The organism is Acinetobacter sp. ANC 4169 (genome assembly GCF_002135355.1).
In the GTDB taxonomy this organism is placed as follows: Bacteria; Pseudomonadota; Gammaproteobacteria; order Pseudomonadales; family Moraxellaceae; genus Acinetobacter.
Genome location: NZ_NEGE01000004.1, coordinates 176,527 through 202,528, shown reverse-complemented (window position 1 = coordinate 202,528; position 26,002 = coordinate 176,527). Strand labels below are relative to the sequence as shown.

Sequence of the window (26,002 nt, the reverse complement as noted above, 5' to 3'; positions counted from 1 at the left end):
TCTCGGTCTCGGTCTCGGTCTCGGTCTCGGTCTCGGTCTCGGTCTCGGTCTCGGTCTCGGTCTCGGTCTCGGTTAAAGCCTTTGCTATTTGTTGTGCAACAAAATTCTGGATTTGTTTCAGTTCATGATCGGTTTTTAGGCAGCGATAGCTCTGCTGTTGTTCCAGCATCCAACGATAAGTGTCATCCAGATTTCCCCATTCGCTGATTAAGGCGGTACGGTTTGCTGCGGGAATTAACCAGATTTGCCAACCTTGTTGTGGGTCATACAAAATCGCCCAACCAAAATCCGGATGCAGATAAAGGGCTTTTTCTAGCGCACTATCTTGCTGAAATACGCCACGAAAAGAGAGCTGAAACAAGGTTTGAGCAGCAAAATCTTTGGCTGCGTTTTCAGGCTGAATGTGCGATTTAAATTTTAAGATCTGTTTTTTAAAAATGGGTTCATCGCATAAAGTAAAGATTTCTTTTACCCGTGCTTTTGATCGGGCAATTTCAAAAAAAGATAAGGAACGTTGCTCCAATCCATCGAGGAGTTGATTTAATTCTTTAATCAGCTTGGCTTTTTCCAATACATTCATGCGCTGACCTCTAGAGATGCTTTTGTGCTTTTTCTAGATAACTTGCCAATACGATATTGATCGCAAGTTCAAGTAATTTGTATTCTGCAGACGTGGGCTGAGGGTAATGCTCAGCAAGCACGATCAACTTATCGATGTTGATCGTTTGCGGAGGAATCTTCCCTTGAATCAGCGCTTGAAGTTCTTGCATATGGACACTTTTGATAGAGTGAATTATTTGTTTAATTCTTTTGATTATATGTATTTAACAAGAAAAAGCATGAAAAAAAATGTCAGTTTTTGAGCATTTATAGACATAATTTGCAAAAAATGTAAATTTTAAATAAAAAATAAGCAATTTTTTTGGCGAGGTGAGACAAATCCTGCAATAAGTTTGTAGTTGTTGAATAGTTTTGAAAAGAAAGGGACGAAATTGCAGGACAAAGAAGAAATTCTGTCGGAACCAAAGCTGAAAAATAAGCTGCGGATGAATGGGCATAAAAAAACCAGACGGAGATCACGCAGTCTGATTTTTTATTTGTAGCGCTGGTTAAGCAGCTTTTTTAGATACCGTTACACTGTGATCGACAGCGTCAGTAGCAGGCGCTTTTTGTTCAGCATTCACTGTTTCAACCGCTTTTTTAACAGGGAAATCTGGAATATAAACAATTTGAGCAGATACATGGGCAGAGCAAGCCACAACAGCTACAGCCAAAAGCGATTTAATCACGTTCATCATTTTTTTCCTTTAGATGCAAGGATGTCTGGAACATTAAAAAAATAATCCAGGCAAGGAGATGGATAAAAATAAATTTCACATGAATAATATCAATAAACGATCAAATTAAGTAAGGGCTTGGGGGCTAAAAAAGATGAATGGTGAGTTTAAAATATTATATATATCATATATTTAGAGCTTTTGCTCTAAGGCAGATTACCCTTTAGTAATCTGCCTTAAATCTTTTAAAAATATAAATAAATTCTACATTTTATGGCATGAATTCTGGCATTTTTTCTCATACACCTTGCCAGCCACACCTCCAATAATGGCCCCGCTGAAAGTGCCAAAAACAGGTAGTACGCTACCAGCAACTGCGCCAATCAGTGCACCTGTTACTGTTGGGGAAAAACGGGATTTTGCACATGGACGTTGTTCAGGGGTAGCATCAACAGCAGCATTTTGTGTTTCAGTGTTCATATTTACCTCTATAAATTTCATGATTTGGAACCGAGATATTCCGCATACTAGCCTAGCCAATTGCACTTTTTATTGTGTCCAAGCCTTGTATAGATAAGTTGTCTTTTGTAAGAAGCGTGCAGCAAAAACAAATAATGTGACCTAGATGTAAGTTTTTGCGCTGTAATGTTAAAACTTACTTTTTTGTTTAAAAAATATCCTATGATCAGGGCTCAAAATAATAAAACCTGAGGTGAAAACAATGGCTATAGCAAAAGTGGTTGAGGTTAATTCAAGCAGTAATAAAAGTTTTGAAGATGCTATTCAAACTGGAATCGAGAAAGTCACCGAAACAGTTAAAAATGTGCAGGGTGCATGGATTAATGAACAAAAGGTGGTGATTAAGGATAAAAAAATTACAGAATATCGGGTGAATTTAAAAATTAGTTTCTTGGTTGATTGAATAGATAAATAAATCTTAAGATAAAAAAATCCCCAGTATCTGGGGATTTTCATTTACATGCTCTGCCTAAGACTTAAGCTTATTTTTCTGGAAAATCACAGTTATCTTCTTTACAGATGGCCGCATCTTCAGCTGGTGTGTTGGCCTGTTGCGGGGCTTCAAGGGCTTTTTCCATGACCTGTAAAAACACTTCACGTGGCTGTGCACCCGCTAGCGCGATACGTTGATCAAAAACAAAGAATGGTACACCGGTGACTTTTAGTTGGTCACGGGCCACATCTTCATCGAATTTAACAAAGTCGGCATATTCTTCTGAATTGAGCAGATCATCCACTTCAACCGGATTTAAACCAATGCGGGCTGCGACATCTTCCAGGGTTTCGCGCTCGCCAATCGGTAATCCTTGCGTCATATAGCTGTAAAAAAAGGCTTCTTTGGCTTCCGATCCCAAACCTTTGCTTTGGGCTAAATGAATAATGCGGTGGGCATTGAAAGTATTACCCGAGTTGGCATTTTCCCAGTTGAATTGAATTCCTTCTTCGGCTGCCATGGCAGCAATATTACGCTGCATTTCTTCAACTTCGGCCAGGGTGCGGCCATATTTTTGTGCGAGACGCTCAGAGTTGGATACTTCCTGACGAACCGGTGCTTCCGGATCAAGCTCATAGCTATGCCAATGCACTTCAAGTTCCACACCTGCTTGTTCAGCAGCAGCTTCCAGACGTTTTTTACCAATATAACAAAATGGACAAACCACATCTGACCAAATATCTACACGCATGAGAAATCTCTAATCTTTTCTTGCTTGTATTGATGGGGGTAGAGATTAAAATTTAAAGCTTTTAAAAATGAAAATGGAGACTTATTCCAAATGACATAAAAAGCCGACTGAGAGCAGATTAAAACTTAAAAATAGGATGTTTATGAAAATTGGAAATGACTGAAAGTATTTTGTACTTCCTGAACTGGCCTATAACCATCAAATGAATGATCAAGCTAATTTGAGTATCACTATTTAGGGCACTAGCGGTATGAACCCCAGCTATAAATAGTATCCATTTGCGGGATTTTGTAATCAAGCATGTTTCCCTAAATAAGGCACCTCGACTTAGTCTTAACTTTCTTGCTGAGCTGTAAACTTTGTATGCTTATTGTCTGATAAATGAAAGATTTCAGCCTGAATAAAGTTATGATGTGGAAAAGGCGGTATAGGAGAGTCTGGTATGCCCAGAATTTTTCTCATCTTAATATTGGCAACATGTAGCGTATTTGGCTGGATGTTTTATCAATATTCAGTCCAGCAAAAAGAACTCAGCCAACTGCACAGCTACCAAACGGTATTGTATGAAAAAGCTGAACTGATTTATCAGCAGGCGCAAGACTGGTCCCAGCCAATCAACATACAAGTTTCAGATCCGCGTTTACAGGGTGATTATAAGGTGATGGCAGACTTCGTCCTGAGCCAGATGATTCAGAATGCTGAAGGCAGAAATAAATATTTGCGTGATCTCAAAGCGATTCATTGGGATCAATTTTTAAATATTGACCGTTTGGATCAGGATCGGAAACACAAGTTTGCAGAAACAGAGCAGATGCTACAGCAAGCCCATTTTCTGGCTGCACGGTATCAACAGCAAAGCCAGCAACGCGAAGACAATACCTTGGCTCGAGCCAAACAGTTGTCAATCAAGGCACCTCTGCGTCACCAATTAATTAATAGCTTGCGCGACAGTCGTGAGAATGATCAAAGCCATGCCTTATTTGCTTTGGAACAGCAAGTATTAAATAAGGCCGATGCTCTATTTCAGATTTTAAAAAATAATAAATGGGAGAAAAAGAACAAGACTTTTATGTTTTATCAGGATCAACCGCTAAAACAATTTAATGCCTTGTATCAGGAAATTTTACAGTTAAATGCAGAAATGGAAAAAATTAAAAAGCAAAATCGTAAAGCGGTTGAACAGCGCCTATAGCCTTTAAGTTTTTATCGTTATGGGCTGGCTCAGCTTAATGAACTGCTTAAAATAAAAAAGCGTACCGAAGTACGCTTTTTTATACTATTGAGTGAGGCGATTAAGCACTCTTCGCTTCAGCTTGAGCGCTTAACATATGACCATTTTCTTCGAAGTTTGAGTGCCAAGAAAGCGCCTCACGAAGAAGATGTGGAGTATGACCCCCTTTGGCACATGCACGATCAAAGTAATCGTTTAGGGCATCACGGTACATCGGGTGAGCACAGTTATCGATAATTGCACGAGCACGTTCACGTGGAGCAAGACCACGTAAGTCAGCAAGACCCTGTTCAGTGACCAGGATGTCTACGTCATGTTCAGCATGGTCTACGTGAGATGCGAACGGAACGATAGAAGAAATATCGCCACCTTTTGCAATCGATTTAGTCACGAAGATTGCCAAGTGTGCATTACGTGCAAAGTCACCTGAACCACCAATACCGTTCATCATTTTGGTGCCGCATACGTGAGTTGAGTTCACATTACCGTAGATGTCGAATTCAAGCGCAGTGTTGATACCGATAATACCTAGACGACGAACCAATTCAGGGTGGTTGGAAATTTCCTGTGGACGAAGCACAAGTTTATCTTTGTATGCTTCAAGGTTGTTAAATACTTTTTCGCCATATTTAGCAGAAAGGGTAATAGATGAACCTGAAGCAAATTTCATTTTGCCTGCATCAATCAATTCGAAAGTACAGTCTTGAAGTACTTCAGAGTACATGATCAAGTCTTCGAAGTTTGAATCTTTCAGACCCGTCAATACAGCGTTGGCAATTGAACCAATACCTGCCTGAAGTGGACCCAAGTTTTTAGGAAGACGCTCTTCAGCAACTTCTTTTTCAAAGAAGGCGATCAAGTGATTCGCAATCCCTTGAGTTTCATCATCTGGAGCAGTCACAGTAGATGGAGAATCGTGGTATTCGTTGTTAATTACGATGCCTGCAATTTTTGCCGGATCGATATTGATGGCATGCGTACCAATACGTTCATCAACCTTAGTCAAAGGAATGGCTTGACGTGTTGGACGATACGTTGGAATGTAGATGTCATGTAAACCTTCAAAAGCAGGGCTTAAGTTGGTGTTGATTTCTACAATCACTTTTTCAGCAAAGATTGCAAAACTTGCAGAGTTGCCTACAGAAGTCGTTGGGATGATGCCACCATCTTCAGTAATGGCTACAGCTTCAATAATTGCAACATCTGGTTTTTTCAATTGCTGGTTACGCATTTGTTCAACAGTTTCAGACAAATGCTGATCGATGAACATCACTTCGCCTTTGTTAATGGCTTTACGTAAAGTATTATCTACCTGGAACGGTAAACGGCGAGCAAGTACACCAGCTTCAGTTAATTGTTTGTCTAGGTCGTTACCCAGGCTTGCACCTGTGATTAAAGTAATTTTTAAAGGATTACTTTGAGCTTGTTTTACAAGCGCTAAAGGTACAGCTTTTGCTTCACCTGCACGAGTAAATCCACTCATACCTACAGTCATACCATCTTGGATAAAAGTAGCAGCTTGTTCTGCGCTCATGACTTTGTCATGAAGTGACGCTAAACGAATACGATCTAAAGACATGGTTTACGCTCAATTCTTGTTCAAAACTAGACGGATTGTACCGTCCAAAAAACAAATTGTGCATGCCTGTTAGGCTAAGGTCTAATTTTTTGAAAAAATGTGGGTATAACGATTTTTTATGGTTTTTAATCTATTGATTTTTAGTAGTTAAAAACCAATAGATTAATAGTTAAACAAAACTGTTTGTTGATTAATTAACCAAACCTTAAAAATGCCCGGTGATGGTGTGTTTAATTTTTCCTAAGGTACTGTGGGATGCATTTTCCTCAATTTCATCGTGAAGTATAGGTAAAGAAATAAGTGCTTCTAAACCACCCTGAGGACGATTATGGATCGTGAGCGTGCCTTGATGAAGATCAACAATGCGTTTCACAATGGCCAAACCTAAACCACTGCCTTGTATGGTACGAGCTTCATTACCGCGTACAAAAGGTTGCATTAAATCTTCAATCTGGTCTTCAGGAATGCCTTCGCCATGGTCGGCAACCCTAATCAGTAGATGATGATCTTCCACTTGGGCAGATAATTCGATTGGTTCGGCACCATAGCGTTTTGAGTTGTTAATGAGATTGCCAATCAGGCGTTTTAAAGACTGGCTACGCGCCTGAATGGTCGGCACTTCTTGCGCTTCAAAACGAATATCCAGGGGTTTGAACTGAATCACCAATTCTTGTAACAGCATATTAATGTCGGTGTCCTGGAGTTCTTCATCGGAGCCATCGCGCATGTAGGAGATAAACTGGTTCAGAATGGCATCCATATCTTCAACATCATAAATGAGTCCTTCTTTCAGAAAGTCATCATCGGGCATCATTTCTGCACTTAAGCGGATGCGGGTGAGGGGAGTACGCAAGTCATGAGAAATCCCGGCCAGCATGATACGGCGGTCGCGTTCAGTCTGATCCAGGGTATAAATCATCTGATTGAAGGCTTGGTTCACTTCACGAATTTCTTGTGGCCCATGATTGGTTTCAAGATAGGGCGCCGAGCCGGTTTTACTGTAGCTGTTAGCCGCATCTTGCAAACGGCGAAGCGGGCGGTTTAACTGGCGAACCAGAGTCAAAATGATGGCAGCGGCAATGAGTGGTACACCGAGTAGCCAGCCAAATACCAGCTCAGGACTGTAATTGGCGTAGGTTTTTAGGGGTTCACGTACCCAGTGTCCATTCATCTCTGGTGTTTGTACCCAGATACGCGGACTGGGTTTAAACTGGAAATAGACCGTGACATTTTCAACTTTCAGCTCTTTCGCCAGTTTTTTTTCTATTTGGTTGGTAAAAAACTCGGCAATAACTTTGTCGCGAACACTGGGATATTCTTTGGGATTGGTAATGTATTCAATCCCAACCCGGTTTTTTAGCCAGGTATCAACATCCACTTCGGCATCATTATGAAAAATCCGTAACTCAGGATTATTCAGAATTTCCAGTTCAACCCCTAAATAGCGGGCATGCTGCTGAATTTCAGGAAGGTAAAGGGTACGCCAGAAAAACCACAACGACATAAATAAACTGAAAAATACAATGAATAACACGAGCACAGTGGTACGCATTGCAGCAGAACGCGGCTTGATTTTATCTAGAAAGCGTTCCGAGCGGGTGCGCTTCTTTTCCGAATAAGCTTCGTAATCAGTAAATTTTTGCGGGTCGATGGGGTCGAGTTTCACACCAGCATCCTGTAGGCATTTTATAAATTTTGCAGTGATATTTTTGTGGTGGAATCTTACTGCTTGTACCTTCGATGGAAGGAGCTCGTTATGTTACTTTTTTAAAAAAGTAACCAAAAACCTTACCATTCGCTGAACTCGCGCACTTCAATGCGAGTCTTTACTTGAGGTTTAGCTCAAACAGCAGCGAATGGCTTTTCCGTACATTTAAAGTGGGAAGGACTTCTTCTTATTCAGCACCATCTGGAACAAAGACATAACCCACACCCCATACTGTTTGGATATAACGCGCACGGGCAGGGTTTTCTTCAACCAGACGACGTAAACGAGACACCTGAACGTCAATCGAGCGTTCCATTGCCCCCCATTCACGACCGCGTGCCAAATTCATCAACTTGTCACGGGTTAAAGGTTCACGTGGATGTTGCACTAAAGCTTTCAGTACCGCGAACTCACCTGTGGTAAGCGTTACCACTTGACCTTCACGGGTCAGGGTGCGGGTAGATAAGTCCAAGGACCATGGGCCAAAGCTGACTACTTCCATTTGTTGGCTTGGTGCACCCGGAACTTCACGTACCTGACGACGTAACACGGCACGGATACGTGCCAGCAGTTCATTGGGGTTGAAAGGCTTAGGCAAGTAATCGTCGGCACCTGCTTCTAGCCCAGCAATACGGTCAGAATCGCTACCACGTGCAGTCAGCATGATAATCGGCGTATCAATATTCGATTGGCGTAAACGACGGCAAATACTTAAGCCATCTTCAACCGGAAGCATGAAATCGAGCACGATCAGGGAGAAAAGTTCGCGCTGCAATAAACGATCCATTTGCGTTGCATCGTGAGCGGTTTTGACCACGAAGCCTTTATCTTCTAGAAAACGCTGTAACAACGTCCGTAAACGCACATCGTCATCTACAACGAGAATGCGTTCGACGCGATCAGTTTCAGTTTGTACTGGATCTGTTTTTTCAGCAGGTACCACTAAACTCATGATGTGCTCCTTATTCTTTATTGTCATCGTAAACAAAAGTTCGGATAGTCTTGAGTATACGATTCATTTGTATCTGTTTGCTATGCTTTAAAGCAACAAATATTGCAGATAAAATCAAGACATAGATACCAAATGTATACATCTAAATTATCGTTCATCTTGCTGAATATGTAGAGTAAAAATCTACTTGTCACTTAATTTTGTGAGAAATTCTGAAAAAGACATTAATTGGCAATATGAACCACTTATAAATTTAATCAAAACAATTGTGGATTTTATGGGCTTGGTCTTTATAATCATGCCATTTAGTACTTATCCTTGTGGGATCAAACACGATGACTGACTTAGTTCAGCAGTTAGCAAAAGAAATTGCCGTACGTCCAAATCAAGTAGAAGCTGCCATCAAGCTGATTGATGAAGGTGCCAGCGTTCCATTTATCGCACGTTACCGTAAAGAAGTAACGCAAGGCTTGGACGATACCCAGTTACGCCAACTCGACAACCGTTTATCGTATCTACGTGATTTATTTGAACGCCGTGAAAAAGTAATCGAATCTCTGAAAGAACAAAATAAATTGTCAGATGATTTGTTGGCACGTGTAAATGCTGCTGAAACCAAGAATGCTTTAGAAGAGATTTATGCGCCGTACCGTCCAAAACGTACCAGCAAATCTTTTAAAGCCAAAGAAGCAGGTTTGGGACCAATTGCTGAAAAAATCTTTAGCGAACAAGTTGATCCAGCAGAAGCGCTAGCTGGCTTTAGCCATGAAGATTATCCAGATTTAGAAAGTCAGCTCGATGCGATCCAGCATATTCTGCTTGATGACTGGGCGCAAAATATTGCTTTAACCACTGAATTAAAAGCGGTATTTGCCAAAACTGCTGTTTTAAAAAGTTTAGTGGCCAGTGAAGAGAAAAAAGAAGTCGGTAAAAAATTCCGTGATTACTTCGATTTTTCTGAAAACCTGAATAAAGTACCTTCACATCGCTTGCTGGCCATGCTGCGTGGCCGTCAGGAAAACGTATTGGGCTTAAAAGTAGATGGTGAAGATGATGCACCACTTGCGCGTATTGAAACTGAATACAATCTGGAAACAGTGCAACCGCAAGCACGTCAAGACTACTTAAAACAAACTGCAAAACTGTTCTGGTTGGGCAAGGTTCGTCCACAAATCGAACATTCATTGTTGACTGAAAAACGTCTTACTGCTGAAGCTGAAGCAATGGACGTATTTGCAGAAAACTTACGTCATTTATTGCTTTCTGCTCCTGCTGGTGCACGTTGTACCTTAGGTGTAGACCCAGGCATCCGTACCGGCGTGAAATTGGCGGTGGTAAACCAGTCAGGTGATGTGGTTGCGCATAGCACTATTTACCCGTTTGCACCCAAAGAAGATAAAGAAGGTTCAATTGCTGAACTTGCACGTCTGTGCCGTGAATTCAATGTTGACCTGATTGCCATTGGTAATGGTACTGCAAGCCGTGAAACTGAAGCAGTTGTAGCTGAAATGATGGCTCAAAATGCTGATTTGAACTTGACGCGTGTTTCAGTATCTGAGGCAGGGGCATCGGTTTATTCAGCTTCTGAATTGGCTTCACAAGAGCTTCCTGAATTAGACGTTACGATTCGTGGCGCAGTTTCAATTGCACGCCGTTTACAAGATCCACTAGCAGAACTGGTGAAAATTGATCCGAAATCAATTGGTGTAGGTCAGTACCAACACGATGTGAACCAAGCGGGCTTGGCAAAAACCCTTGAAGCGGTAGTAGAAGACTGTGTGAACTCGGTGGGTGTGGATGTAAATACCGCATCTTCAGCAATTCTGGGTTATATCGCAGGTTTAAACAAATCGATTGCACAACAGATTGTCGACTTCCGTAAGGAAAATGGCCGTTTTGATAACCGTCAAAGTCTGAAAAAAGTGCCACGTTTAGGTGATCGTACTTTTGAGCAGGCAGCGGGCTTCTTGCGTATCCAAGATGGTTCTGAACCACTGGATGCATCTGCTGTTCACCCTGAATCTTATGCTTTGGTCAGCAAAATTGTTGCAGCAAAAGCCACGACGGTAAAAGACATTATTGGCAATTCTGAAATCATTCGCCAGGTGAATGCAGAAGAATTTGCCGATGAGCAATTTGGTTTACCAACCATTCAGGATGTATTGTCTGAACTTGAAAAACCGGGTCGTGACCCACGTCCGGAATTCCGTACTGCAAAATTCCGTGAAGACATTACTGAAGTATCACAACTTACTGAAGGCATGCAGCTGGAAGGCGTGATTACCAATGTCACCAACTTCGGTGCATTCGTGGATGTAGGCGTACACCAAGACGGTTTAGTACATATTTCTGAACTGGCGAACGAGTTTGTATCCGATCCACACAAAGTGGTTAAACCAGGCCAGATCGTGCAAGTTCGTGTGTTAACGGTAGATGCTGAACGTAACCGTGTGAACTTGTCGATGCGTCCTGAAGGTTCTGAAGCACCTGCTAAAGCACCACGTCAGCCACGCCGTGAGCAAGCTCATGGTCAAAATCAGGAACAACGCGGTGAGCGTAAGCCTCAAGGCAAACGTCCACAGCATGCACGTCCGCAAGGCGACCGCCCACAAGGTCATAAAAAGCCTCAAGCCGCTAAACCACAAGAGCAAAAAATTGGTGGTTTGGGTGCATTGTTATTACAAGCAGGGATTAAAGGTTCGAAGTAATCTTTGATTAGGAAAAGAAAACCTCCCAAATGGGAGGTTTTTTATTTATAAATACTTTGTACAAATGTCAGTTGGTTATTATTAAGAAATAAGTCGATGTGGTCTATATCTTTTAGTGAATCTAATGTTAAGAGATATTTGGCAAAAGATACTGCATTTGCTGATTCAGATTTAGTTTGGTTGGATAAAGACATTAATTTTTTTCCAATAGTCGTTAATCTAAAACCATATATATCTAATTGGATATCATTTTGAATCCCTAAAATGTAATTACCTTGATTATTCCAAATAGCTTGATATTTCTTAGAGTTAAAAGTAAAAAAATCGAGTTTATAGTAAACACTATCAGCAATACTTAAGCTATTGATTAGATTGAAGTCTACTAATTCATCAAGTTCATTTTGAGTGATTTGAGGTAAGGCTATAGAAATATCCAAGCCTCCTTTATGATTTGCAACCACAATAGATTTGAACACGAAATTTAATAATTCTGAAAATTTCTCAAGTTGATTTTTACTCATCAATGACAGTGAGTGCAGTACTAAATAATTCAGGGAGTTTGGTGTAGTTATTTCTTCACTTAAAATTTTTCCCCACAAATCTTGTAATTCTTCTTCAGAAACTTCTTTTCCGTAGTTCATCCATTTATTAAAGAAAGTCTCTGAGATTTGTTCATCATTAATTTCATCATCATTTTTCTCAGATAAATGTTCATAAGCTTTGCTTAAACATTTACTTAAGTTTTCAGATTGGTTTTGATTATTCTGAGCAAGAATTAACCCTAAAGGAGATGCGGGATTTCCAATTTGTTCTTCAATTAAAATAAATCCTCCATCTCTAAACTCTGCTAGACCTTGTTGAATAAGCTCAGCGTCTTTTTGATCTTGAACTGATGAAAGATGGTCTAATCTTCTTTGCTGTCGAATTTGTTTAGAAAAGACTAAATCTGTTAGTTTACCTATACCTTTATTTGCCGCTGTAGTTGCCACGCCTGTAGCAGCTTTAATAACTTCTTGTTCCATATTCATAGTTATTTGATTTAATTGCTATTATCTTAACGAAAAACCTCCCAATTGGGAGGTTTTTTATGCGAGCTTTGGCACGATCTAGCCACAAATAATTAGCATAATGCCCAAATGCCCCAACTTACGGCTCACCTTTTCCAATGTTGAAACTTCTACCGGAGACTGTTGAGATGCATCTTTCATTTTCAACGCTGCAAAAGATTTGTTGAAATGTAGGAACATGGCCAAATCGATACAAATTAAAATAGTACCAACATCACTTACTATATCCATCAATTTATAGTTCTGCAGATAGAGTGACGCACCGATCTGGTAGCAAAGAAAAAGAGCAAAAGCAAAACAGGCATATTGAAAAATAACAGCAACGATCCGCATAAAACATCTAAAAAGCAAAAAATGATGCTGGTTTATAGCATAAAAAAAGCCAGTCTAGTGACTGGCTTTCGTATTGCAGAATCTTACCAATGCTCACCCGGGAACAGGCGTGCATACGCTTTTTGTACCCAGTTTAATTTCTGTGGCTGACCTACCGAAGCTGAAGAGCTTGGGAACAGGTTATAACCAATCGACATCAATTTATTATTGATGTCTGGTGCAATTGAATAGGTGATTGATGCCAAACGACCTAAGTTGGTTGCCACTTTTTTCGGACGCTTCACAATTGCATAAGCAATTAAATCTGCTGCCTGTTCAGGAGACAGGGTGGGTACATATTTATAGATTTTGGTTGGTGCAATCATTGGGGTACGAACCAATGGCATGTAAACCGAAGTAATCGCAATTTTATGTGAATGAACTTCGGCAGACAGACAGCGGCTGAACGCATCCAGTGCGGCTTTAGAGGCCACATAAGCGGAAAAGCGTGTCGCATTGGCCAAGACACCAATCGAGCTGATGTTGATGATATGACCATCACGACGGATCATCATTTGCGGCAGGATATTCATCACTAAACGCACTGCACCAAAGTAATTGAGTTGCATGGTACGTTCAAAATCATGGAAACGATCTGTTGATTCATGAACCGCACGACGAATCGAGCGTCCAGCATTGTTGATCAGGATATCAATATGGTCTACAGAGGCTAAAATTTGTTTTGATACTTCATCAATAGAGTCCATGTCGTTTAAATCACATGGGAAAACAGAGGCTTTTCCGCCTTTGGCTTCTATTTCTTGTTTAACTTCATCTAGTGTTTCTTTGGTACGAGCCACCAACAGAACATGTGCACCAGCATCGGCAAGTTTATACGCAGCGGTTAAACCAATACCACTCGATGCACCTGTGATTAAAACAACTTTGCCGTTGACTCGATTCTGAAAGAGTTTCTCTAATCTTGAATTCACAATATTTTCCTGGTTTCAATAGAATAAAAATTTGGATTATTTTTTTAGTTGATTCTAGCGCTCAAAATTTGGGGAAGTTGAGCTATTCTCGAGACGACTATAATAACGAATGTAAAAAAAAAATCTAGAAATAAGTTATTGAATTTACAAATATAATTAGAGTAATTGCTCTATTATTGTTCTAATATTAATTTAATTTTTACCATGAATTTAAAGTAAAGCAAAGAGAAATAAACAGAAAATTACAAGCAAATAAAAAACCTTCTTTCATTTAGAAAGAAGGCCACATTGTATTGAAATCAAAGGCTTTAAACTTGAGCCAGTGCCTGTTCCAAATCGGCAATTAAATCATCGATATGCTCAATACCGACAGATAAACGTACCATATCAAGACTGACCCCGGCCGATTTCAATTCTTCTTCATTGAGCTGACGATGAGTGGTGGTGGCAGGATGGCAGGCCAGGCTTTTGGCATCACCAATATTCACCAGACGAGTAAAGAGTTGCAAGGCATCAATAAAGCGGGTGCCGCCATCACGACCATCTTGCACGCCAAAAGACAGGATTGCAGACGGTTTACCTTTCACATATTTTTGTGCCAAGGCATGTTGAGGATGGTCTTTTAAGCCCGCATAGTTTACCCAATTCACTTTGGCATGTTGCTGTAAATATTCAGCAACTTTTTGCGCATTTTCAGTGTGACGTTCCATGCGGAGGTTAAGCGTTTCCAGACCTTGCAAGATCAGGAATACACTGAGCGGGCTAATGGCAGCACCGGTGTTGCGTAATGGCACCACACGTGCGCGGGCGATATACGCTGCTTCACCCAAAGCTTCGACATAATTAACCCCATGATAACTTGGATCAGGCGTGTTCAATACCTTGAAGCGCTCAGGATATTTGCCCCACGGGAATTTGCCGCTATCGACAATGGCACCACCGATGGAATTGCCATGTCCGCCAATATATTTGGTCAGTGAATGCACCACAATGTCGGCGCCATATTCGAAAGGCTTAAGCAGAGCAGGAGTGGCCACGGTGTTGTCCACAATCACCGGAACGCCGTATTCATGGGCAATGTTTGCAATGGCTTCCAGGTCAATGATATTGCCCAAGGGATTACCAATCGATTCGACAAAGACCAGCTTGGTTTTGTCATCAATCAACTCGCGTAAGCTTTCAGGTTTTTGATAATCAAAGAAACGAACTTCAATGCCCTGCTTCGGTAAGGTATGGGCAAACAGGTTGTATGTACCGCCATAGAGCGTTGAAACTGAGGCAATATTGTCACCGGCTTCAGCAATGGTCTGGATGGAGTAGGTAATCGCAGACATGCCGGAGGCCAGAGCCAAAGCGCCAATCCCGCCTTCCAGTGCTGCCAGACGTTGTTCTAAAACAGCGGTGGTAGGATTCATAATCCGGGTATAGATATTGCCCTGAACCTTTAAATCGAATAAATCCGCCCCATGTTGGGTATTGTCAAAAGCATAAGAAGTCGTTTGATAAATGGGTACGGCTACAGCTTTTGTTGTCGGTTCCGGGCTGTATCCTGCGTGAATCGCTAAAGTTTCATCTTTATAAGTCATGTTTACATCATCTTCGTGAGTTAATTGCTTCGGTTGGTTATTTAATCAGTCTATCATCTTTGAATATGAATAAAAGTGCATATTATAGAAATGAATATCTAATTTTCTTATATATGCGGATTTTATTCAGTCAGATTTGAATACAACCTAGTGTCTATGATTATGTTTAAAAAACCAACACGCCATTAGTTGTAACATTCTATTGAAGATGCATGCTATGCCTTATTTTTTTTGTACATTCATCGTATAATGCCCGCCAAATATTTGTTCGCATTCTGCTTTGGTTAGAGTGCGAATGTTGCTTTTTCTATAGAGGAGTCCTACGTGGCCCAATATATTTACACGATGAACCGTGTGTCGAAGATGGTTCCGCCTAAGCGCGAAATCTTAAAAGACATCTCTTTATCATTCTTTCCAGGCGCAAAAATTGGTGTGCTTGGTTTAAACGGTGCAGGTAAATCTACCTTGCTTCGTATTATGGCTGGCGTAGATAAAGATTTCTCAGGTGAAGCGCGTGCTCAACCGGGTATTAAAATCGGCTATCTTGAGCAAGAACCACCACTTGATCCAAATAAAGACGTCCGTGGCAACATTGAAGATGGTTTACGTGAACCACTTGATGCCTTGGCACGTTTGGATGAAGTTTTTGCTGAATATGCAGCTGAAGATGCGGACTTTGATGCCCTTGCAAAAGAGCAGGAAAAGCTAGAAGCAATTATCCATTCTTGGGATGCACATAACCTCAGCAACCAGATGGATCAAGCTGCTGCTGCGTTAAACTTACCAGCTTGGGATGCGGACGTAACTTTGCTTTCAGGTGGTGAACGCCGTCGTGTTGCACTTTGCCGTTTGCTATTGTCTAAACCGGACATGTTGCTTCTTGATGAACCGACCAACCATTTGGATGCAGAATCTGTATCTTGGTTAGAACGTTTCTTGAAAGACTTTGCCGGTACCATCGTGGCGATTACCCATGACCGTTATTTCCTAGATAACGTTGCGGAATGGATTCTTGAGCTTGACCGCGGTATGGGTATTCCTTACCAGGGTAACTACTCTTCTTGGCTTGAGCAGAAAAATGCCCGTTTAGAGCAAGAGAACAAGCAAGAAGAATCTTTTGCCAAAGCATTGAAAAAAGAACTTGAATGGGTTCGTTCAAATGCCAAAGGTCAGCAAAAGAAAAACAAAGCGCGTATGGAGCGTTTTGAAGAGCTTAACTCACGCGAATTCCAGCAGCGTAATGAAACTTCTGAAATCTACATTCCACCTGGCCCGCGTCTAGGTAATAAAGTTGTAGAAGTTGAAGGGATCAGCAAATCATTTGATGGTCGTCTGCTGTATAAAGACTTAACCTTCACAGTACCACCAACAGCGATTGTCGGTATTGTCGGTCCGAACGGTGCAGGTAAAACCACATTATTCCGTATGATGACTGGCGAACAGCAACCGGATACTGGTACGGTGACTTTAGGTGAGTCGGTTAAAGTGGCTTATGTGGGTCAGATCCGTGACACCCTGGACAACAATAAAACGGTTTGGGAAGAAGTGTCTGGCGGCCTGGATATTTTACGCATTGGCGATTACGAAATTGCCTCTCGTGCCTATATCGGTCGCTTTAACTTTAAAGGTCAAGATCAGCAAAAGCGTGTTGGCGAATTGTCAGGTGGTGAGCGTAACCGTTTACAACTTGCGAAAATCCTGCAAATGGGTGCAAACGTAATCTTGCTGGATGAGCCATCGAACGACTTGGATATCGAAACCTTACGTGCGCTTGAGGATGCAATTCTTGTATTCCCGGGTACTGTAATGGTGGTGTCGCATGACCGTTGGTTCCTGGACCGTATTGCAACGCACATCTTGTCATTTGAAAATGAACAGCCTGAATTCTATGAAGGTAACTATGCGGAATATGAAGCATACCGTCAGGCACGTTTAGGTGATGCTGCTGTACAAAAACGTACTAAATACAAAAAAATCGGTGGTTAATCTCTGATTTGATGTATTCAAAAAACCAGCCTTCGGGCTGGTTTTTTATTATTGACTTAAGAGAACGCAATTGGGTTATAAGCTTTCAGCAGCATATTTCGAGCTTCTGGATGACCCTGATTTGCAGCTTTTTTTAACCATACCTCTGCCAGTGTGTAGCTTTTATCAAGACCTAATGATCCATTCAAATAGCTGATACCTAATTTATACTGGGCATCACGATGTCCACGTAAGGCTGCACTTAAAAAATTCCACATAGCATTACGATTATCATGTACACAAAGATCACTCTCAGTGTCGGTAGAATTAGAACGTTGCAAAATTTCCTGATGATGCTGATGAGCAAGTTGTTCGAAATATTCTCCTTGAGAATACTCCCGGTTAGCTTCAAGTGCTAAATTCTGCATTCCATATCCATTGGAATTTAGAGTATAAAACCAAGCATTTACGATCTTTTTTATATTTTGAATGATCATAATTCACCTCATTTTCATATCTTAGATTAAATATCCAACCTTTTTTAAATCTAGCTGCTTTTGTGAATAAAAGCACGAAATATTTATCAAAAACCGAATTATTAACATAAATATAAATTTTTTTTAAAAACAAATACATATATTAATAAATCTGTGTTCGTAAATGAATTTTTTAACATTTATTAAAAATAAGTGTAATTGAATTGTTAATTCATAGTTGTTTTGCGTAAATTTAAAATTTTTTACTAATAGGGAGATTCTTTCCTGATTATGTAGTGTGGGATCCCAGATTTAAATTCAGACTTGATATCATGTTCTTAAGCTTTGAAATTTAAAATATTATTTGTATTTTTTTACTTTGCGTGAATTTTATTTGGTGTAATGGTATTACATTGAGTAGGCTTGTTATGCTGTTTTAAAGACTAATAAAGTTATCATTCATTAAACGGGAGCCATTCATGGGTGAACATCATGGTCATGATCACAGCCATGCAATAGTCACAGAAGGTAATGCCAAAAAGCTGACCTTTGCCCTGGCACTCACTAGCACCTTTTTAATTATTGAAATCATTGCCGGTTTTATCACCCAAAGTCTGGCACTGCTTTCCGATGCTGCACACATGTTTACCGATGCGGCAGCCTTGGCCATTGCCTTGGTCGCGATCAAAATTGGCAAAATGCCGGCGGATGATAAAAGAACTTTTGGTTACCAGCGTTTTGAAATTCTGGCGGCGCTGTTTAATGCCTCGATGCTATTTGTTGTCTCGGTGTATATTCTGTTCGAAGCTTATCAACGTTTTAGCCATCCTCCTGAAATCCAGAGTCTGGGCATGCTGGGCGTGGCTGTGATTGGTCTGGTGATTAACCTGATTGCCATGAAAATCCTGTTTTCCAGCTCGGCAGAAAGCCTGAATGTTAAAGGTGCTTATCTGGAAGTTTTAAGTGATGCGGTGGGTTCGATCGGGGTGATTATTGGCGCGGCTGTGATCTATTTCACCGGCTGGATGTGGGTAGACACCCTTATTGCGGTGCTGATTGGTTTTTGGGTATTGCCGAGAACCTGGATTTTACTCAAACAAAGTATCAATATTCTGCTCGAAGGGGTGCCGGAGGAAATTGATATTGAACAGTTGCGTAATGATCTTTTGAGCCTACAGGATGTAGAAAGCATTCATCAGCTGAAGGTTTGGGCCATTACTTCGAAAAATGTCCATCTGACCGTACATCTTTATGCGCCACAGGCAGATCATCATGCCTTATATCAGCAAGCTCTAGAGATGTTAAGCCATCAACATGGTATTACAGAAATGACTTTACAGATTGAAGATACCGAATGTATGGCGCATTCACATTGTCATGCTGCAAAAGATCCGGGGCAACATTCAAATCATTAGGAAGATTCACATCAGCACCAACATTGAAGCTGATGTGAAATCAAATCGATTTTAGATTTCCCATTCGTGATTACATTCACGACATTTCCATTTTTTTTGTGACTGCATAAAACCTTGCATGGAAATTTTAAAATCAGGCAAGTCACGGTAAAACAGGAAACCGGCGATGACGCAGATAATAAATACCACCACAGTTGCAGTTTGTAGGGTAGAGCCTGCACCATTGCCAAAAATCCACATCGCAATGCTAATTAAAACCAGAAGTAATAAAATGAATACCGCAGGAATTAGAAAAACAAGGCTTTTGGGAACTACAGGTCGTACTGCAGGGCTACCGGCTTGAGCGACAGGCATAATTTTAGGGCTTTGGCATTTGGGGCAACGGTATTGCATTACAACTCCATAATTTTAATCTATTGCTTATTTTAATCGGAATGACACAGAAAGCAAAAAACAGCGCAAATAAAAGTTTAGACAAAATTGAGGCAATAAAAAACCCAAGTCGCAATGCTTGGGTTTTTTATCAGATCACTATAAGTCTATTATAGTCATCTTGAATATGGCGTCCCTACGGGGATTCGAACCCCGGTTACCGCCGTGAAAGGGCGATGTCCTAGGCCTCTAGACGATAGGGACAATTGAGGCAACACAGGTAAAACAGCAAACTTTGGTGGAGTCAAGGAGGATCGAACTCCTGACCTCTACAATGCCATTGTAGCGCTCTACCAACTGAGCTATGACCCCAGTTTGTGTGAGCGCAATATTAGGGCTATTGTGCTTACACGTCAACTATAAAATCAATTATGCTTCATCAACTGCATCATTTTTCGGCAATTTTAAGCTTTCATTGAGTTTTTCCCAAACTTTTGCTTCTTTTTTGCTCGGACCGCCGACAATTTCAAGTGCATGACGTAAACGTGCGAACGTTAAATCGGGACCAATGGTCACCATAGACTGCATAACTGGAGTCGAAGATGTTGAACCGGCAATGGCAATAAAGAAAGTCGGCATGAAATCACGAAGTTTCACTTCCATCTGGTTGGCCAAGTCCATTAAGGTTTGGCTCACCGTATCATTATTCCAGGTGAACAGGCTTTCCAGGCGCCAAATGGCAAACTGCAAGCTTTGACGAACCTGTTCTTCGGTCAATTTCTTGCTTTCAAACTGTTCTTTGCTAATGCTTGGGAACTGGTTGAAATAGAAACCTGCCCAATTCACGGCTTCAGAAAGCAGGTTAATACGCGGCTGAATGGCCGCGGCAATTTCTTCAAGGGTATTGCGGTCAGACTTCCAGGCCAATAAGGTATTTAACAACTCGGCAGGAGAGAGCGCTTTAATCCATTGGCCATTCAGCCAGTTCAGTTTTTCCACATCAAAGATTGGACCACCCAGTGATACACGTTTAATGTCGAAATGCTCAATCATTTCAGCCAAAGTAAACTTTTCACGTTCGTCAGGCATTGACCAGCCCATACGGCCTAAATAGTTCAGCAAGGCTTCCGGTAATACACCGATGTCTTTGTAGTAATTGATTGAAGTCGGGTTTTTACGTTTAGACAGTTTTGATTTGTCCGGGTTACGAAGCAACGGCATGTGACAAAGCACAGGCATGTCCCAGCCAAAGTATTTATAAAGCAACTGGTGTTTCGGTGCCGATGGAATCCATTCTTCACCACGAATCACGTGGGTGATTTGCATCAGATGGTCATCGACCACGTTAGCCAAGTGATAGGTAGGCAAGCCATCGGTTTTAAGAAGGATTTGCATATCTACTTGTGCCCATGGAATTTCGACTTCACCACGCAGCATATCGTCAAATTTACAGCTGCCTTCAGCCGGTACTTTCATGCGAATCACGTGTGCTTCGCCTGCAGCTAAACGGCGTTCAACTTCTTCTTGAGAAAGCAGTAAACCTCGTCCGTCATAACGAGGGCTTTCACCGCGAGCCTGCTGTTCAGCACGCATTTGATCCAATTCTTCACTTGTTGCGAAGCAGTAGAAGGCATGGCCTTTCGCTACCAGTTCCAAAGCATATTTTTTATAGATGTCCATACGTTCAGATTGGCGGTACGGTGCATGTGGACCGCCCACATCTGGGCCTTCTGACCAATTTAAGCCTAACCAGCGCAATGAATCTAAAATCATTTTTTCAGATTCAGGGGTTGAACGCAGTTGATCGGTATCTTCAATACGAAGAATAAATTCACCGCCATGCTGTTTAGCAAAACATAAGTTAAACAAGGCAATATAAGCAGTGCCTACGTGTGGAAAGCCGGTAGGAGAAGGCGCAATACGAGTACGAACAGTCATAACCAATATTTTTTCAGAATGTGAATGAGGGCTATTATAACGAAAAAGCCTAATCACTTAATGTTAAATTCAACATTGAAATGATTAGGCTAGATGGGAACTTCTAAAGGGGCAAGAAGTTCGCTGCTGAATTAAGAGTTGTTTTGCGGGAATAGCGCTTGCACAAAACGGCTAAATTTCTGGTTTTGAGCGGCAAAAAAGCTTTGAGTCGGTGCAACTTTAATTTCGGTCAGGATCTTTAAATCATTATCGGCACGTAAGGTATTTGCGCCGTGCTTTTGCTGCTGCAAGGCTTTTTCAATCAATGAAGATTTTTCAGGGCTTAAAGTCAATTTGGCTTCGGTAGCTTTAATTGCAGCTGCATGTCCCAGTTGAGCCATAAACCCTAAACTTAAACTTAAACTTAACGCTTGTATAATTGCTGTATATCGCATTTCCACATCTCCCCTTCTGGTGCTGGAATTTTATATATTGTTTTAATCCTATGTGTGACACCATTTAACCACACAAAAAAATACAAAAGTAGAACTGGGTCACACTTTTTTACAAAATGATAAAAAACCTATAAACCTTGCGCACTTTGTATCAAAAAAATATGGAGACAACATGAAGACTGATGAAAAACAACACCTTTGAGATTTATTCTAGTCGGTTTTAGTTGTAAAAGTGCATTTTAAAGCATTTTTATGGATATCTCTAAAATCGATTTTTAATCAATAAAATAATATAAGTTTATGATTGTTAAAAATATTTTTGGTTTATATAGTGTCCTGATTATTAAATAAGAGTGTTACACATGAAAAAAATAATCGCATCTACACTTTTGGCATTGCTGGGGGGCATAAGCGCACAGAGTTTCGCCGCGAAAGATTTCCTGAATGTATCTTATGATCCGACCCGTGAATTTTATCAGGAATATAATCAGGCCTTTGGCGCATACTGGAAGGAGCGTACCGGACAGGACATCAATTTTAAGCAATCTCATGGCGGCTCAGGTAAGCAAGCCCGTTCCGTGATTGATGGTTTGCAAGCCGATGTGGTGACTTTGGCTCTGGCCAACGATGTTGATGAAATTGTGAATGCTGGCCTGATTCATAAAAACTGGCAAAAGCAGTTTCCGAATAATTCTGCACCTTATACCTCGACCGTGGTTTTTTTGGTGCGCAAGGGTAATCCCAAAAATATTAAAGACTGGAACGATTTAACCAAACCGGGTGTGGAAATTATTACGCCAAATCCGAAAACTGGTGGTGCACCGCGCTGGATTTATCTATCCGCTTGGGGTTATGCATTGAAACAGCCGGGTGGCAACGATGGTAAAGCCCGTGAGCTGGTTAAAAAGCTTTATGGTAATGTAAAAGTACTGGATTCGGGTGCACGCGGTTCTTTAACCACTTTTGCCGAGCGTGGTATTGGCGATGTGCTGTTGTCTTGGGAAAATGAAGCCTTATTGGCAACTCAAGGCCTGGGCAAAGACAAATATCAGATTGTCTATCCTTCCATTTCAATTTTGGCTGAGCCATCGGTGGCAATTGTCGATAAAAATGTGGATAAGGATGGTAACCGTAACTTGGCTAAAGGTTATCTCAACTATTTATATTCGCCAAAAGGCCAGGAGCTGGCAGCACAATATTTTTTCCGTCCTCGTCATGCACAGGCGGCCGCGAAATATTCAGCACAATTTCCCAAAATCAAACTGTTTACCATTGGTGATGTGTTTGGCGGGTGGGCCAAGGCACAGAAAACCCATTTTGTGAATGGTGCCATTTTCGATCAAATTTATAGTGAAAAAAATTAGGCTCGATTTTGTTTATAAAATAATAAAAACGGATAATTCATTATCCGTTTTTTTCATATATAAACCAGAAAATGGTATATATAAGGAATAAATAAACTATGGGATTGATTCTTGAATAAAAACAAAAATTTAAACAAATGGTTTAAGTATTTGCTTGAATTGTCAGAAGTTTAATTCATTGCGAATTATGACTTTATTTCATATATTTAGCATTAATGAAGATAATTGATCTGTATTGCAATGAAAACTCAATTTAAAGCGTTATTCAGTGCAGCATTGCTTGCTACAGGCATTGCTTTTACTGCAACTTCTGCTCAGGCGGCAGACCGTGAATTCTTAAATGTCTCTTATGATGCAACACGTGAATTTTATGATGAATTCAACAAGTCTTTTGGGGCTTACTGGAAAGAGCGCACTGGGCGTAGTGTGAATTTCAAGCAATCTCATGGTGGCTCAGGCAAGCAGGCACGTTCTGTGGTTGATGGCTTAAAAGCTGATGTCGTAACTTTGGCTTTGGCAAACGATATTGAAGAAATCGTCAAGTCGGGTCAAATCCAGCCGGGCTGGCAAAAAGAATTCCCGCATAACTCTGCACCTTATACCTCAACCATCGTATTTATGGTGCGTAAAGGCAATCCCAAGCATATTAAAGACTGGTCTGATTTAACCAAACGGGGTGTGCAAATTATTACCCCGAATCCTAAAACCGGTGGTTTACCACGTTGGGTATACTTATCTGCTTGGGGTTATGCGCTGAAACAACCGGGTGGTAACGACGCCAAAGCTAAAGAATTTGTGGGCAAGATGTACCACAATGTCAAAGTGATGGACTCGGCTGCTCGTGCTTCAATGACTACATTTGCCGAGCGCGGTATTGGTGATGTGTTATTGACTTGGGAAAATGAAGCCTTGGTCACTCAAAAAAGCCTGGGCAAAAACAAATTTGAAATTGTTTATCCATCCATGTCGATCTTAACTGAACCATCGGTTGCAATCGTGGATAAAAACGTAGAGAAAGATGGTAACAAGTGGTTAGCCAAAGGTTATATCAACTACTTGTACTCACCATTGGGTCAGGAAATGGCGGCAAAGTATTACTATCGTCCACGTAATCCGGAAGTGTTGGCTAAATACTCTGCTCAATTCCCTAAACTGAAAACCTTCACTATCGATGAAGTATTTGGTGGCTGGGCTAAAGCGCAACAGACTCATTTTGTAAATGGTGGGGTTTTTGACCAGATTTATAATAGCAAGCGTTAATTCTGTGTGATCTAAAAAAAGCCAATCCGTTGTGATTGGCTTTTTTATTGTGATTTGGGCTCATGATTCATAGCTAAATCAAGTCCAGCAGGGCAAGGCAACTGCCCGTGATCGGTAACGGTAATTTTGACGTAAATAAACAACAGATCACTCAGCTAGATCTAGGGAATTAATAGTAGGAAAGCTTCCATTTAGCTGCTGATCAAGTGATGTCTAGATCGGCAGATTTTAACCAACAATAAATAGAACAATAGCGTTTTTAAAATAAGATACCTTCCCAGAAAAATCGCCAAAAACGGTTTTCTCTATGAAAAGTAATATTTCCCTACAAAAAGTCGTTTGGAGCTTTGTTAAAACAAGGTAATAATGTGCAGTTACATTTTTCCTAGTATTGATTGAACCCTTATGTCGCATATTTCTGTATTACTTCACGAAACTGTTGATGCCTTATTGGCAGATCGCAATACAGGAATTTACGTCGATGGCACTTTTGGTCGAGGTGGTCATACCCGTTTATTGCTGTCTAAGTTAGATGAAAATGCCCGCGTCTATGCCTTTGATAAAGATCCGCAAGCGCTAGAAACAGCGGCTGAATTAGAACAGGAAGATTCACGTTTTAAGATTATCCATGCCAGCTTTGCCGATTTAAAGCAGGAACTGGAAGCTTTGGGCATCGACCAGGTTGATGGGGTAATGGCGGATTTAGGGGTGTCCTCTCCACAGCTTGATCAGGCGGAACGTGGTTTTAGTTTTATGAAAGATGGGCCACTGGATATGCGTATGGATAACTCGCAAGGTCCAACTGCAGCTGAATGGTTAGTCAATATTGAAGAAGAAGCTTTGGCCAATGTGATTTTCAAGTATGGTGAAGAGCGTTATAGCCGCCGTATTGCCAAAGCCATTAAAGCGGCAGGTTATATTGAAACCACGGCTCAACTGGCTGAAATTGTCAAAGTTGCCCATCCGAAATGGGAAAAAAATAAACATGCTGCAACCCGAACTTTTCAGGCCATCCGTATTGCCATTAATAAAGAATTAGAAGATATTGAAGCTTTCCTGCCACAGGCTGTGGAAGTTTTAAAACCCGAGGGACGTTTGGCGGTGATCAGTTTCCATTCACTGGAAGACCGTCTGATTAAACAATTTATTCAAAAAGAATCGACTTTAGCGGAAGATACCAGTTGGGGTATGCCACAAGAACGGGAAGATACCCGTCGTTTAAAGAAAATTTCCCGAGTTCGTGCCAGTGAAGAAGAGGTCAAAGCCAACCCTCGTTCTCGCAGTGCATGGCTTAGAGTTGCAGAGCGCTTAGCTTCAAAAGGCGAATAATGAAAACTGAAGTTGTTGAAAAGAAAACCGACAAAAAGCCGATGAAAAAAATCATCAGTTATATCGTTTTGCTGCTGCTGGTCTTTGTTAGCGCATTGATGGTGGTATTTCAGGTGTTTGAGTATCGTCATGATTATCGCGAGTTAAGTTCTTTTATGCGGGAAAGGGATGATCTGAATGCAGAGTGGGGGCGTTTGCTGATTGAGCAACAAACCTTTGGTGCAACGGCGCAAATTGGCACGCGTGCGGTAACACAATTACGCATGTACTCGCCACCTGCTGCACAGACGGTTGTAATTTCTTTACCAATGACTCCAGAACATAAAAAATAAGG

General features: G+C 41.0%; 24 protein-coding genes, 2 tRNA genes and 1 pseudogene. 9 read left to right on the top strand and 18 right to left on the bottom strand.

Annotation, left to right across the window (positions count from 1 at the left end):
* From B9T26_RS04955 to B9T26_RS04940, 4 genes and pseudogenes are all read right to left on the bottom strand, one after another.
* A pseudogene (locus B9T26_RS04955) lies at positions 1 to 580 on the bottom strand (hypothetical protein); the annotation flags it as partial.
* Between the two features lie 10 nt (positions 581 to 590).
* Positions 591 to 770: a hypothetical protein gene (locus B9T26_RS04950; RefSeq protein ID WP_086198649.1), complete on the bottom strand. Its 180-nt coding sequence runs from the start codon at positions 768 to 770 to the stop codon at positions 591 to 593.
* A 339-nt stretch (positions 771 to 1,109) separates the two neighbouring features.
* Positions 1,110 to 1,298, bottom strand: a complete 189-nt coding sequence (locus B9T26_RS04945; RefSeq protein ID WP_227518764.1) for a hypothetical protein — start codon at positions 1,296 to 1,298, stop codon at positions 1,110 to 1,112.
* A gap of 243 nt (positions 1,299 to 1,541) precedes the next feature.
* A complete protein-coding gene (locus B9T26_RS04940) occupies positions 1,542 to 1,757 on the bottom strand; it encodes a glycine zipper domain-containing protein (RefSeq protein ID WP_086174589.1) in 216 nt (71 codons plus the stop codon).
* A gap of 241 nt (positions 1,758 to 1,998) precedes the next feature.
* Here B9T26_RS04940 and B9T26_RS04935 point away from each other — a divergent pair, with 241 nt between their 5' ends.
* Entirely contained in the window at positions 1,999 to 2,199 is a 201-nt protein-coding gene (locus tag B9T26_RS04935; protein ID WP_086174588.1) for a dodecin family protein, read from the top strand.
* 79 nt (positions 2,200 to 2,278) lie between these two features.
* On the opposite strand, the gene B9T26_RS04930 is transcribed toward B9T26_RS04935, so the two are convergent.
* Entirely contained in the window at positions 2,279 to 2,980 is a 702-nt protein-coding gene (locus tag B9T26_RS04930; RefSeq protein WP_086198647.1) for a DsbA family oxidoreductase, read from the bottom strand.
* A 442-nt stretch (positions 2,981 to 3,422) separates the two neighbouring features.
* Between B9T26_RS04930 and B9T26_RS04925 the strand changes: the two genes are divergently transcribed.
* A complete protein-coding gene (locus B9T26_RS04925) occupies positions 3,423 to 4,172 on the top strand; it encodes a hypothetical protein (RefSeq protein ID WP_086198646.1) in 750 nt (249 codons plus the stop codon).
* Between the two features lie 100 nt (positions 4,173 to 4,272).
* On the opposite strand, the gene B9T26_RS04920 is transcribed toward B9T26_RS04925, so the two are convergent.
* The 3 genes from B9T26_RS04920 to ompR all read right to left on the bottom strand — a co-directional run bounded on the left by B9T26_RS04920 (position 4,273) and on the right by ompR (position 8,450).
* Positions 4,273 to 5,790: an acetyl-CoA hydrolase/transferase family protein gene (locus tag B9T26_RS04920; RefSeq protein WP_086198645.1), complete on the bottom strand. Its 1,518-nt coding sequence runs from the start codon at positions 5,788 to 5,790 to the stop codon at positions 4,273 to 4,275.
* A 205-nt stretch (positions 5,791 to 5,995) separates the two neighbouring features.
* Positions 5,996 to 7,456, bottom strand: a complete 1,461-nt coding sequence (locus B9T26_RS04915) for an ATP-binding protein (protein ID WP_086198644.1) — start codon at positions 7,454 to 7,456, stop codon at positions 5,996 to 5,998.
* Positions 7,457 to 7,685: 229 nt separating this feature from the next.
* On the bottom strand, positions 7,686 to 8,450 hold the full coding sequence (ompR, locus tag B9T26_RS04910; RefSeq protein ID WP_086174583.1) for a two-component system response regulator OmpR: 765 nt from the start codon (positions 8,448 to 8,450) through the stop codon (positions 7,686 to 7,688).
* A gap of 335 nt (positions 8,451 to 8,785) precedes the next feature.
* On the opposite strand from ompR, the gene B9T26_RS04905 reads away from it, so the two are divergent.
* Positions 8,786 to 11,158: a Tex family protein gene (locus tag B9T26_RS04905; protein ID WP_086198643.1), complete on the top strand. Its 2,373-nt coding sequence runs from the start codon at positions 8,786 to 8,788 to the stop codon at positions 11,156 to 11,158.
* Between the two features lie 41 nt (positions 11,159 to 11,199).
* On the opposite strand, the gene B9T26_RS04900 is transcribed toward B9T26_RS04905, so the two are convergent.
* The 4 genes from B9T26_RS04900 to B9T26_RS04885 all read right to left on the bottom strand — a co-directional run bounded on the left by B9T26_RS04900 (position 11,200) and on the right by B9T26_RS04885 (position 15,115).
* Positions 11,200 to 12,186: a DUF2806 domain-containing protein gene (locus B9T26_RS04900; protein WP_086198642.1), complete on the bottom strand. Its 987-nt coding sequence runs from the start codon at positions 12,184 to 12,186 to the stop codon at positions 11,200 to 11,202.
* Between the two features lie 78 nt (positions 12,187 to 12,264).
* Complete coding sequence (locus B9T26_RS04895; RefSeq protein WP_227518763.1) at positions 12,265 to 12,456, bottom strand: hypothetical protein; 192 nt, start codon at positions 12,454 to 12,456, stop codon at positions 12,265 to 12,267.
* A gap of 185 nt (positions 12,457 to 12,641) precedes the next feature.
* On the bottom strand, positions 12,642 to 13,529 hold the full coding sequence (locus tag B9T26_RS04890; protein ID WP_086198640.1) for an SDR family NAD(P)-dependent oxidoreductase: 888 nt from the start codon (positions 13,527 to 13,529) through the stop codon (positions 12,642 to 12,644).
* A gap of 308 nt (positions 13,530 to 13,837) precedes the next feature.
* The gene (locus B9T26_RS04885; protein WP_086198639.1) at positions 13,838 to 15,115 is read right to left on the bottom strand and encodes an O-acetylhomoserine aminocarboxypropyltransferase/cysteine synthase family protein; all 1,278 of its coding nucleotides are present in this window, start codon (positions 15,113 to 15,115) and stop codon (positions 13,838 to 13,840) included.
* Between the two features lie 324 nt (positions 15,116 to 15,439).
* On the opposite strand from B9T26_RS04885, the gene ettA reads away from it, so the two are divergent.
* Positions 15,440 to 17,101 carry an energy-dependent translational throttle protein EttA gene (gene ettA / locus B9T26_RS04880; RefSeq protein ID WP_086198638.1) on the top strand — a complete coding sequence of 554 codons (1,662 nt, stop codon included), beginning with the start codon at positions 15,440 to 15,442 and terminating at the stop codon, positions 17,099 to 17,101.
* Positions 17,102 to 17,157: 56 nt separating this feature from the next.
* On the opposite strand, the gene B9T26_RS04875 is transcribed toward ettA, so the two are convergent.
* A complete protein-coding gene (locus tag B9T26_RS04875; protein WP_086198637.1) occupies positions 17,158 to 17,577 on the bottom strand; it encodes a tetratricopeptide repeat protein in 420 nt (139 codons plus the stop codon).
* 458 nt (positions 17,578 to 18,035) lie between these two features.
* Between B9T26_RS04875 and B9T26_RS04870 the strand changes: the two genes are divergently transcribed.
* Positions 18,036 to 18,971 (top strand): cation diffusion facilitator family transporter, encoded by a 936-nt coding sequence (locus B9T26_RS04870; protein ID WP_086198636.1) that lies wholly within the window; start codon positions 18,036 to 18,038, stop codon positions 18,969 to 18,971.
* 51 nt (positions 18,972 to 19,022) lie between these two features.
* On the opposite strand, the gene B9T26_RS04865 is transcribed toward B9T26_RS04870, so the two are convergent.
* The 5 genes from B9T26_RS04865 to B9T26_RS04845 form a co-directional block, all read right to left on the bottom strand.
* Positions 19,023 to 19,364: a hypothetical protein gene (locus B9T26_RS04865; RefSeq protein ID WP_086198635.1), complete on the bottom strand. Its 342-nt coding sequence runs from the start codon at positions 19,362 to 19,364 to the stop codon at positions 19,023 to 19,025.
* Between the two features lie 167 nt (positions 19,365 to 19,531).
* A tRNA-Glu gene (locus B9T26_RS04860) sits at positions 19,532 to 19,607 on the bottom strand.
* 32 nt (positions 19,608 to 19,639) lie between these two features.
* Positions 19,640 to 19,715, bottom strand: a tRNA-Ala gene (locus B9T26_RS04855).
* 57 nt (positions 19,716 to 19,772) lie between these two features.
* Entirely contained in the window at positions 19,773 to 21,281 is a 1,509-nt protein-coding gene (gene gltX / locus B9T26_RS04850; RefSeq protein WP_086198634.1) for a glutamate--tRNA ligase, read from the bottom strand.
* Positions 21,282 to 21,412: 131 nt separating this feature from the next.
* On the bottom strand, positions 21,413 to 21,715 hold the full coding sequence (locus tag B9T26_RS04845) for a hypothetical protein (RefSeq protein WP_086198633.1): 303 nt from the start codon (positions 21,713 to 21,715) through the stop codon (positions 21,413 to 21,415).
* A gap of 362 nt (positions 21,716 to 22,077) precedes the next feature.
* On the opposite strand from B9T26_RS04845, the gene B9T26_RS04840 reads away from it, so the two are divergent.
* The 4 genes from B9T26_RS04840 to ftsL all read left to right on the top strand — a co-directional run bounded on the left by B9T26_RS04840 (position 22,078) and on the right by ftsL (position 26,000).
* Positions 22,078 to 23,079: a sulfate ABC transporter substrate-binding protein gene (locus tag B9T26_RS04840; RefSeq protein WP_086198632.1), complete on the top strand. Its 1,002-nt coding sequence runs from the start codon at positions 22,078 to 22,080 to the stop codon at positions 23,077 to 23,079.
* Between the two features lie 240 nt (positions 23,080 to 23,319).
* Positions 23,320 to 24,339: a sulfate ABC transporter substrate-binding protein gene (locus B9T26_RS04835; RefSeq protein WP_086198631.1), complete on the top strand. Its 1,020-nt coding sequence runs from the start codon at positions 23,320 to 23,322 to the stop codon at positions 24,337 to 24,339.
* Positions 24,340 to 24,744: 405 nt separating this feature from the next.
* Positions 24,745 to 25,668, top strand: a complete 924-nt coding sequence (gene rsmH, locus B9T26_RS04830) for a 16S rRNA (cytosine(1402)-N(4))-methyltransferase RsmH (protein WP_086198630.1) — start codon at positions 24,745 to 24,747, stop codon at positions 25,666 to 25,668.
* Positions 25,668 to 26,000, top strand: coding sequence for a cell division protein FtsL (gene ftsL / locus B9T26_RS04825; RefSeq protein WP_086198629.1), 333 nt, complete (start codon positions 25,668 to 25,670; stop codon positions 25,998 to 26,000). Before rsmH ends, ftsL begins: the two co-directional genes overlap by 1 nt.
* The last annotated feature ends 2 nt before the right edge of the window (positions 26,001 to 26,002 follow it).

Coding starts and splice junctions, on each gene's coding strand:
- B9T26_RS04845 (WP_086198633.1), bottom strand. CDS start 21,715: ATGCGATATACAGCAATTATACAAGCGTTAAGTTTAAGTTTAAGTTTA.
- B9T26_RS04865 (WP_086198635.1), bottom strand. CDS start 19,364: ATGCAATACCGTTGCCCCAAATGCCAAAGCCCTAAAATTATGCCTGTC.
- ompR (WP_086174583.1), bottom strand. CDS start 8,450: ATGAGTTTAGTGGTACCTGCTGAAAAAACAGATCCAGTACAAACTGAA.
- B9T26_RS04870 (WP_086198636.1), top strand. CDS start 18,036: ATGGGTGAACATCATGGTCATGATCACAGCCATGCAATAGTCACAGAA.
- B9T26_RS04900 (WP_086198642.1), bottom strand. CDS start 12,186: ATGAATATGGAACAAGAAGTTATTAAAGCTGCTACAGGCGTGGCAACT.
- B9T26_RS04930 (WP_086198647.1), bottom strand. CDS start 2,980: ATGCGTGTAGATATTTGGTCAGATGTGGTTTGTCCATTTTGTTATATT.
- gltX (WP_086198634.1), bottom strand. CDS start 21,281: ATGACTGTTCGTACTCGTATTGCGCCTTCTCCTACCGGCTTTCCACAC.
- B9T26_RS04875 (WP_086198637.1), bottom strand. CDS start 17,577: ATGATCATTCAAAATATAAAAAAGATCGTAAATGCTTGGTTTTATACT.
- ftsL (WP_086198629.1), top strand. CDS start 25,668: ATGAAAACTGAAGTTGTTGAAAAGAAAACCGACAAAAAGCCGATGAAA.
- B9T26_RS04940 (WP_086174589.1), bottom strand. CDS start 1,757: ATGAACACTGAAACACAAAATGCTGCTGTTGATGCTACCCCTGAACAA.
- B9T26_RS04905 (WP_086198643.1), top strand. CDS start 8,786: ATGACTGACTTAGTTCAGCAGTTAGCAAAAGAAATTGCCGTACGTCCA.
- rsmH (WP_086198630.1), top strand. CDS start 24,745: ATGTCGCATATTTCTGTATTACTTCACGAAACTGTTGATGCCTTATTG.
- B9T26_RS04925 (WP_086198646.1), top strand. CDS start 3,423: ATGCCCAGAATTTTTCTCATCTTAATATTGGCAACATGTAGCGTATTT.
- B9T26_RS04835 (WP_086198631.1), top strand. CDS start 23,320: ATGAAAACTCAATTTAAAGCGTTATTCAGTGCAGCATTGCTTGCTACA.
- B9T26_RS04895 (WP_227518763.1), bottom strand. CDS start 12,456: ATGGATATAGTAAGTGATGTTGGTACTATTTTAATTTGTATCGATTTG.
- B9T26_RS04935 (WP_086174588.1), top strand. CDS start 1,999: ATGGCTATAGCAAAAGTGGTTGAGGTTAATTCAAGCAGTAATAAAAGT.
- B9T26_RS04920 (WP_086198645.1), bottom strand. CDS start 5,790: ATGTCTTTAGATCGTATTCGTTTAGCGTCACTTCATGACAAAGTCATG.
- B9T26_RS04950 (WP_086198649.1), bottom strand. CDS start 770: ATGCAAGAACTTCAAGCGCTGATTCAAGGGAAGATTCCTCCGCAAACG.
- B9T26_RS04945 (WP_227518764.1), bottom strand. CDS start 1,298: ATGATGAACGTGATTAAATCGCTTTTGGCTGTAGCTGTTGTGGCTTGC.
- B9T26_RS04840 (WP_086198632.1), top strand. CDS start 22,078: ATGAAAAAAATAATCGCATCTACACTTTTGGCATTGCTGGGGGGCATA.
- B9T26_RS04885 (WP_086198639.1), bottom strand. CDS start 15,115: ATGACTTATAAAGATGAAACTTTAGCGATTCACGCAGGATACAGCCCG.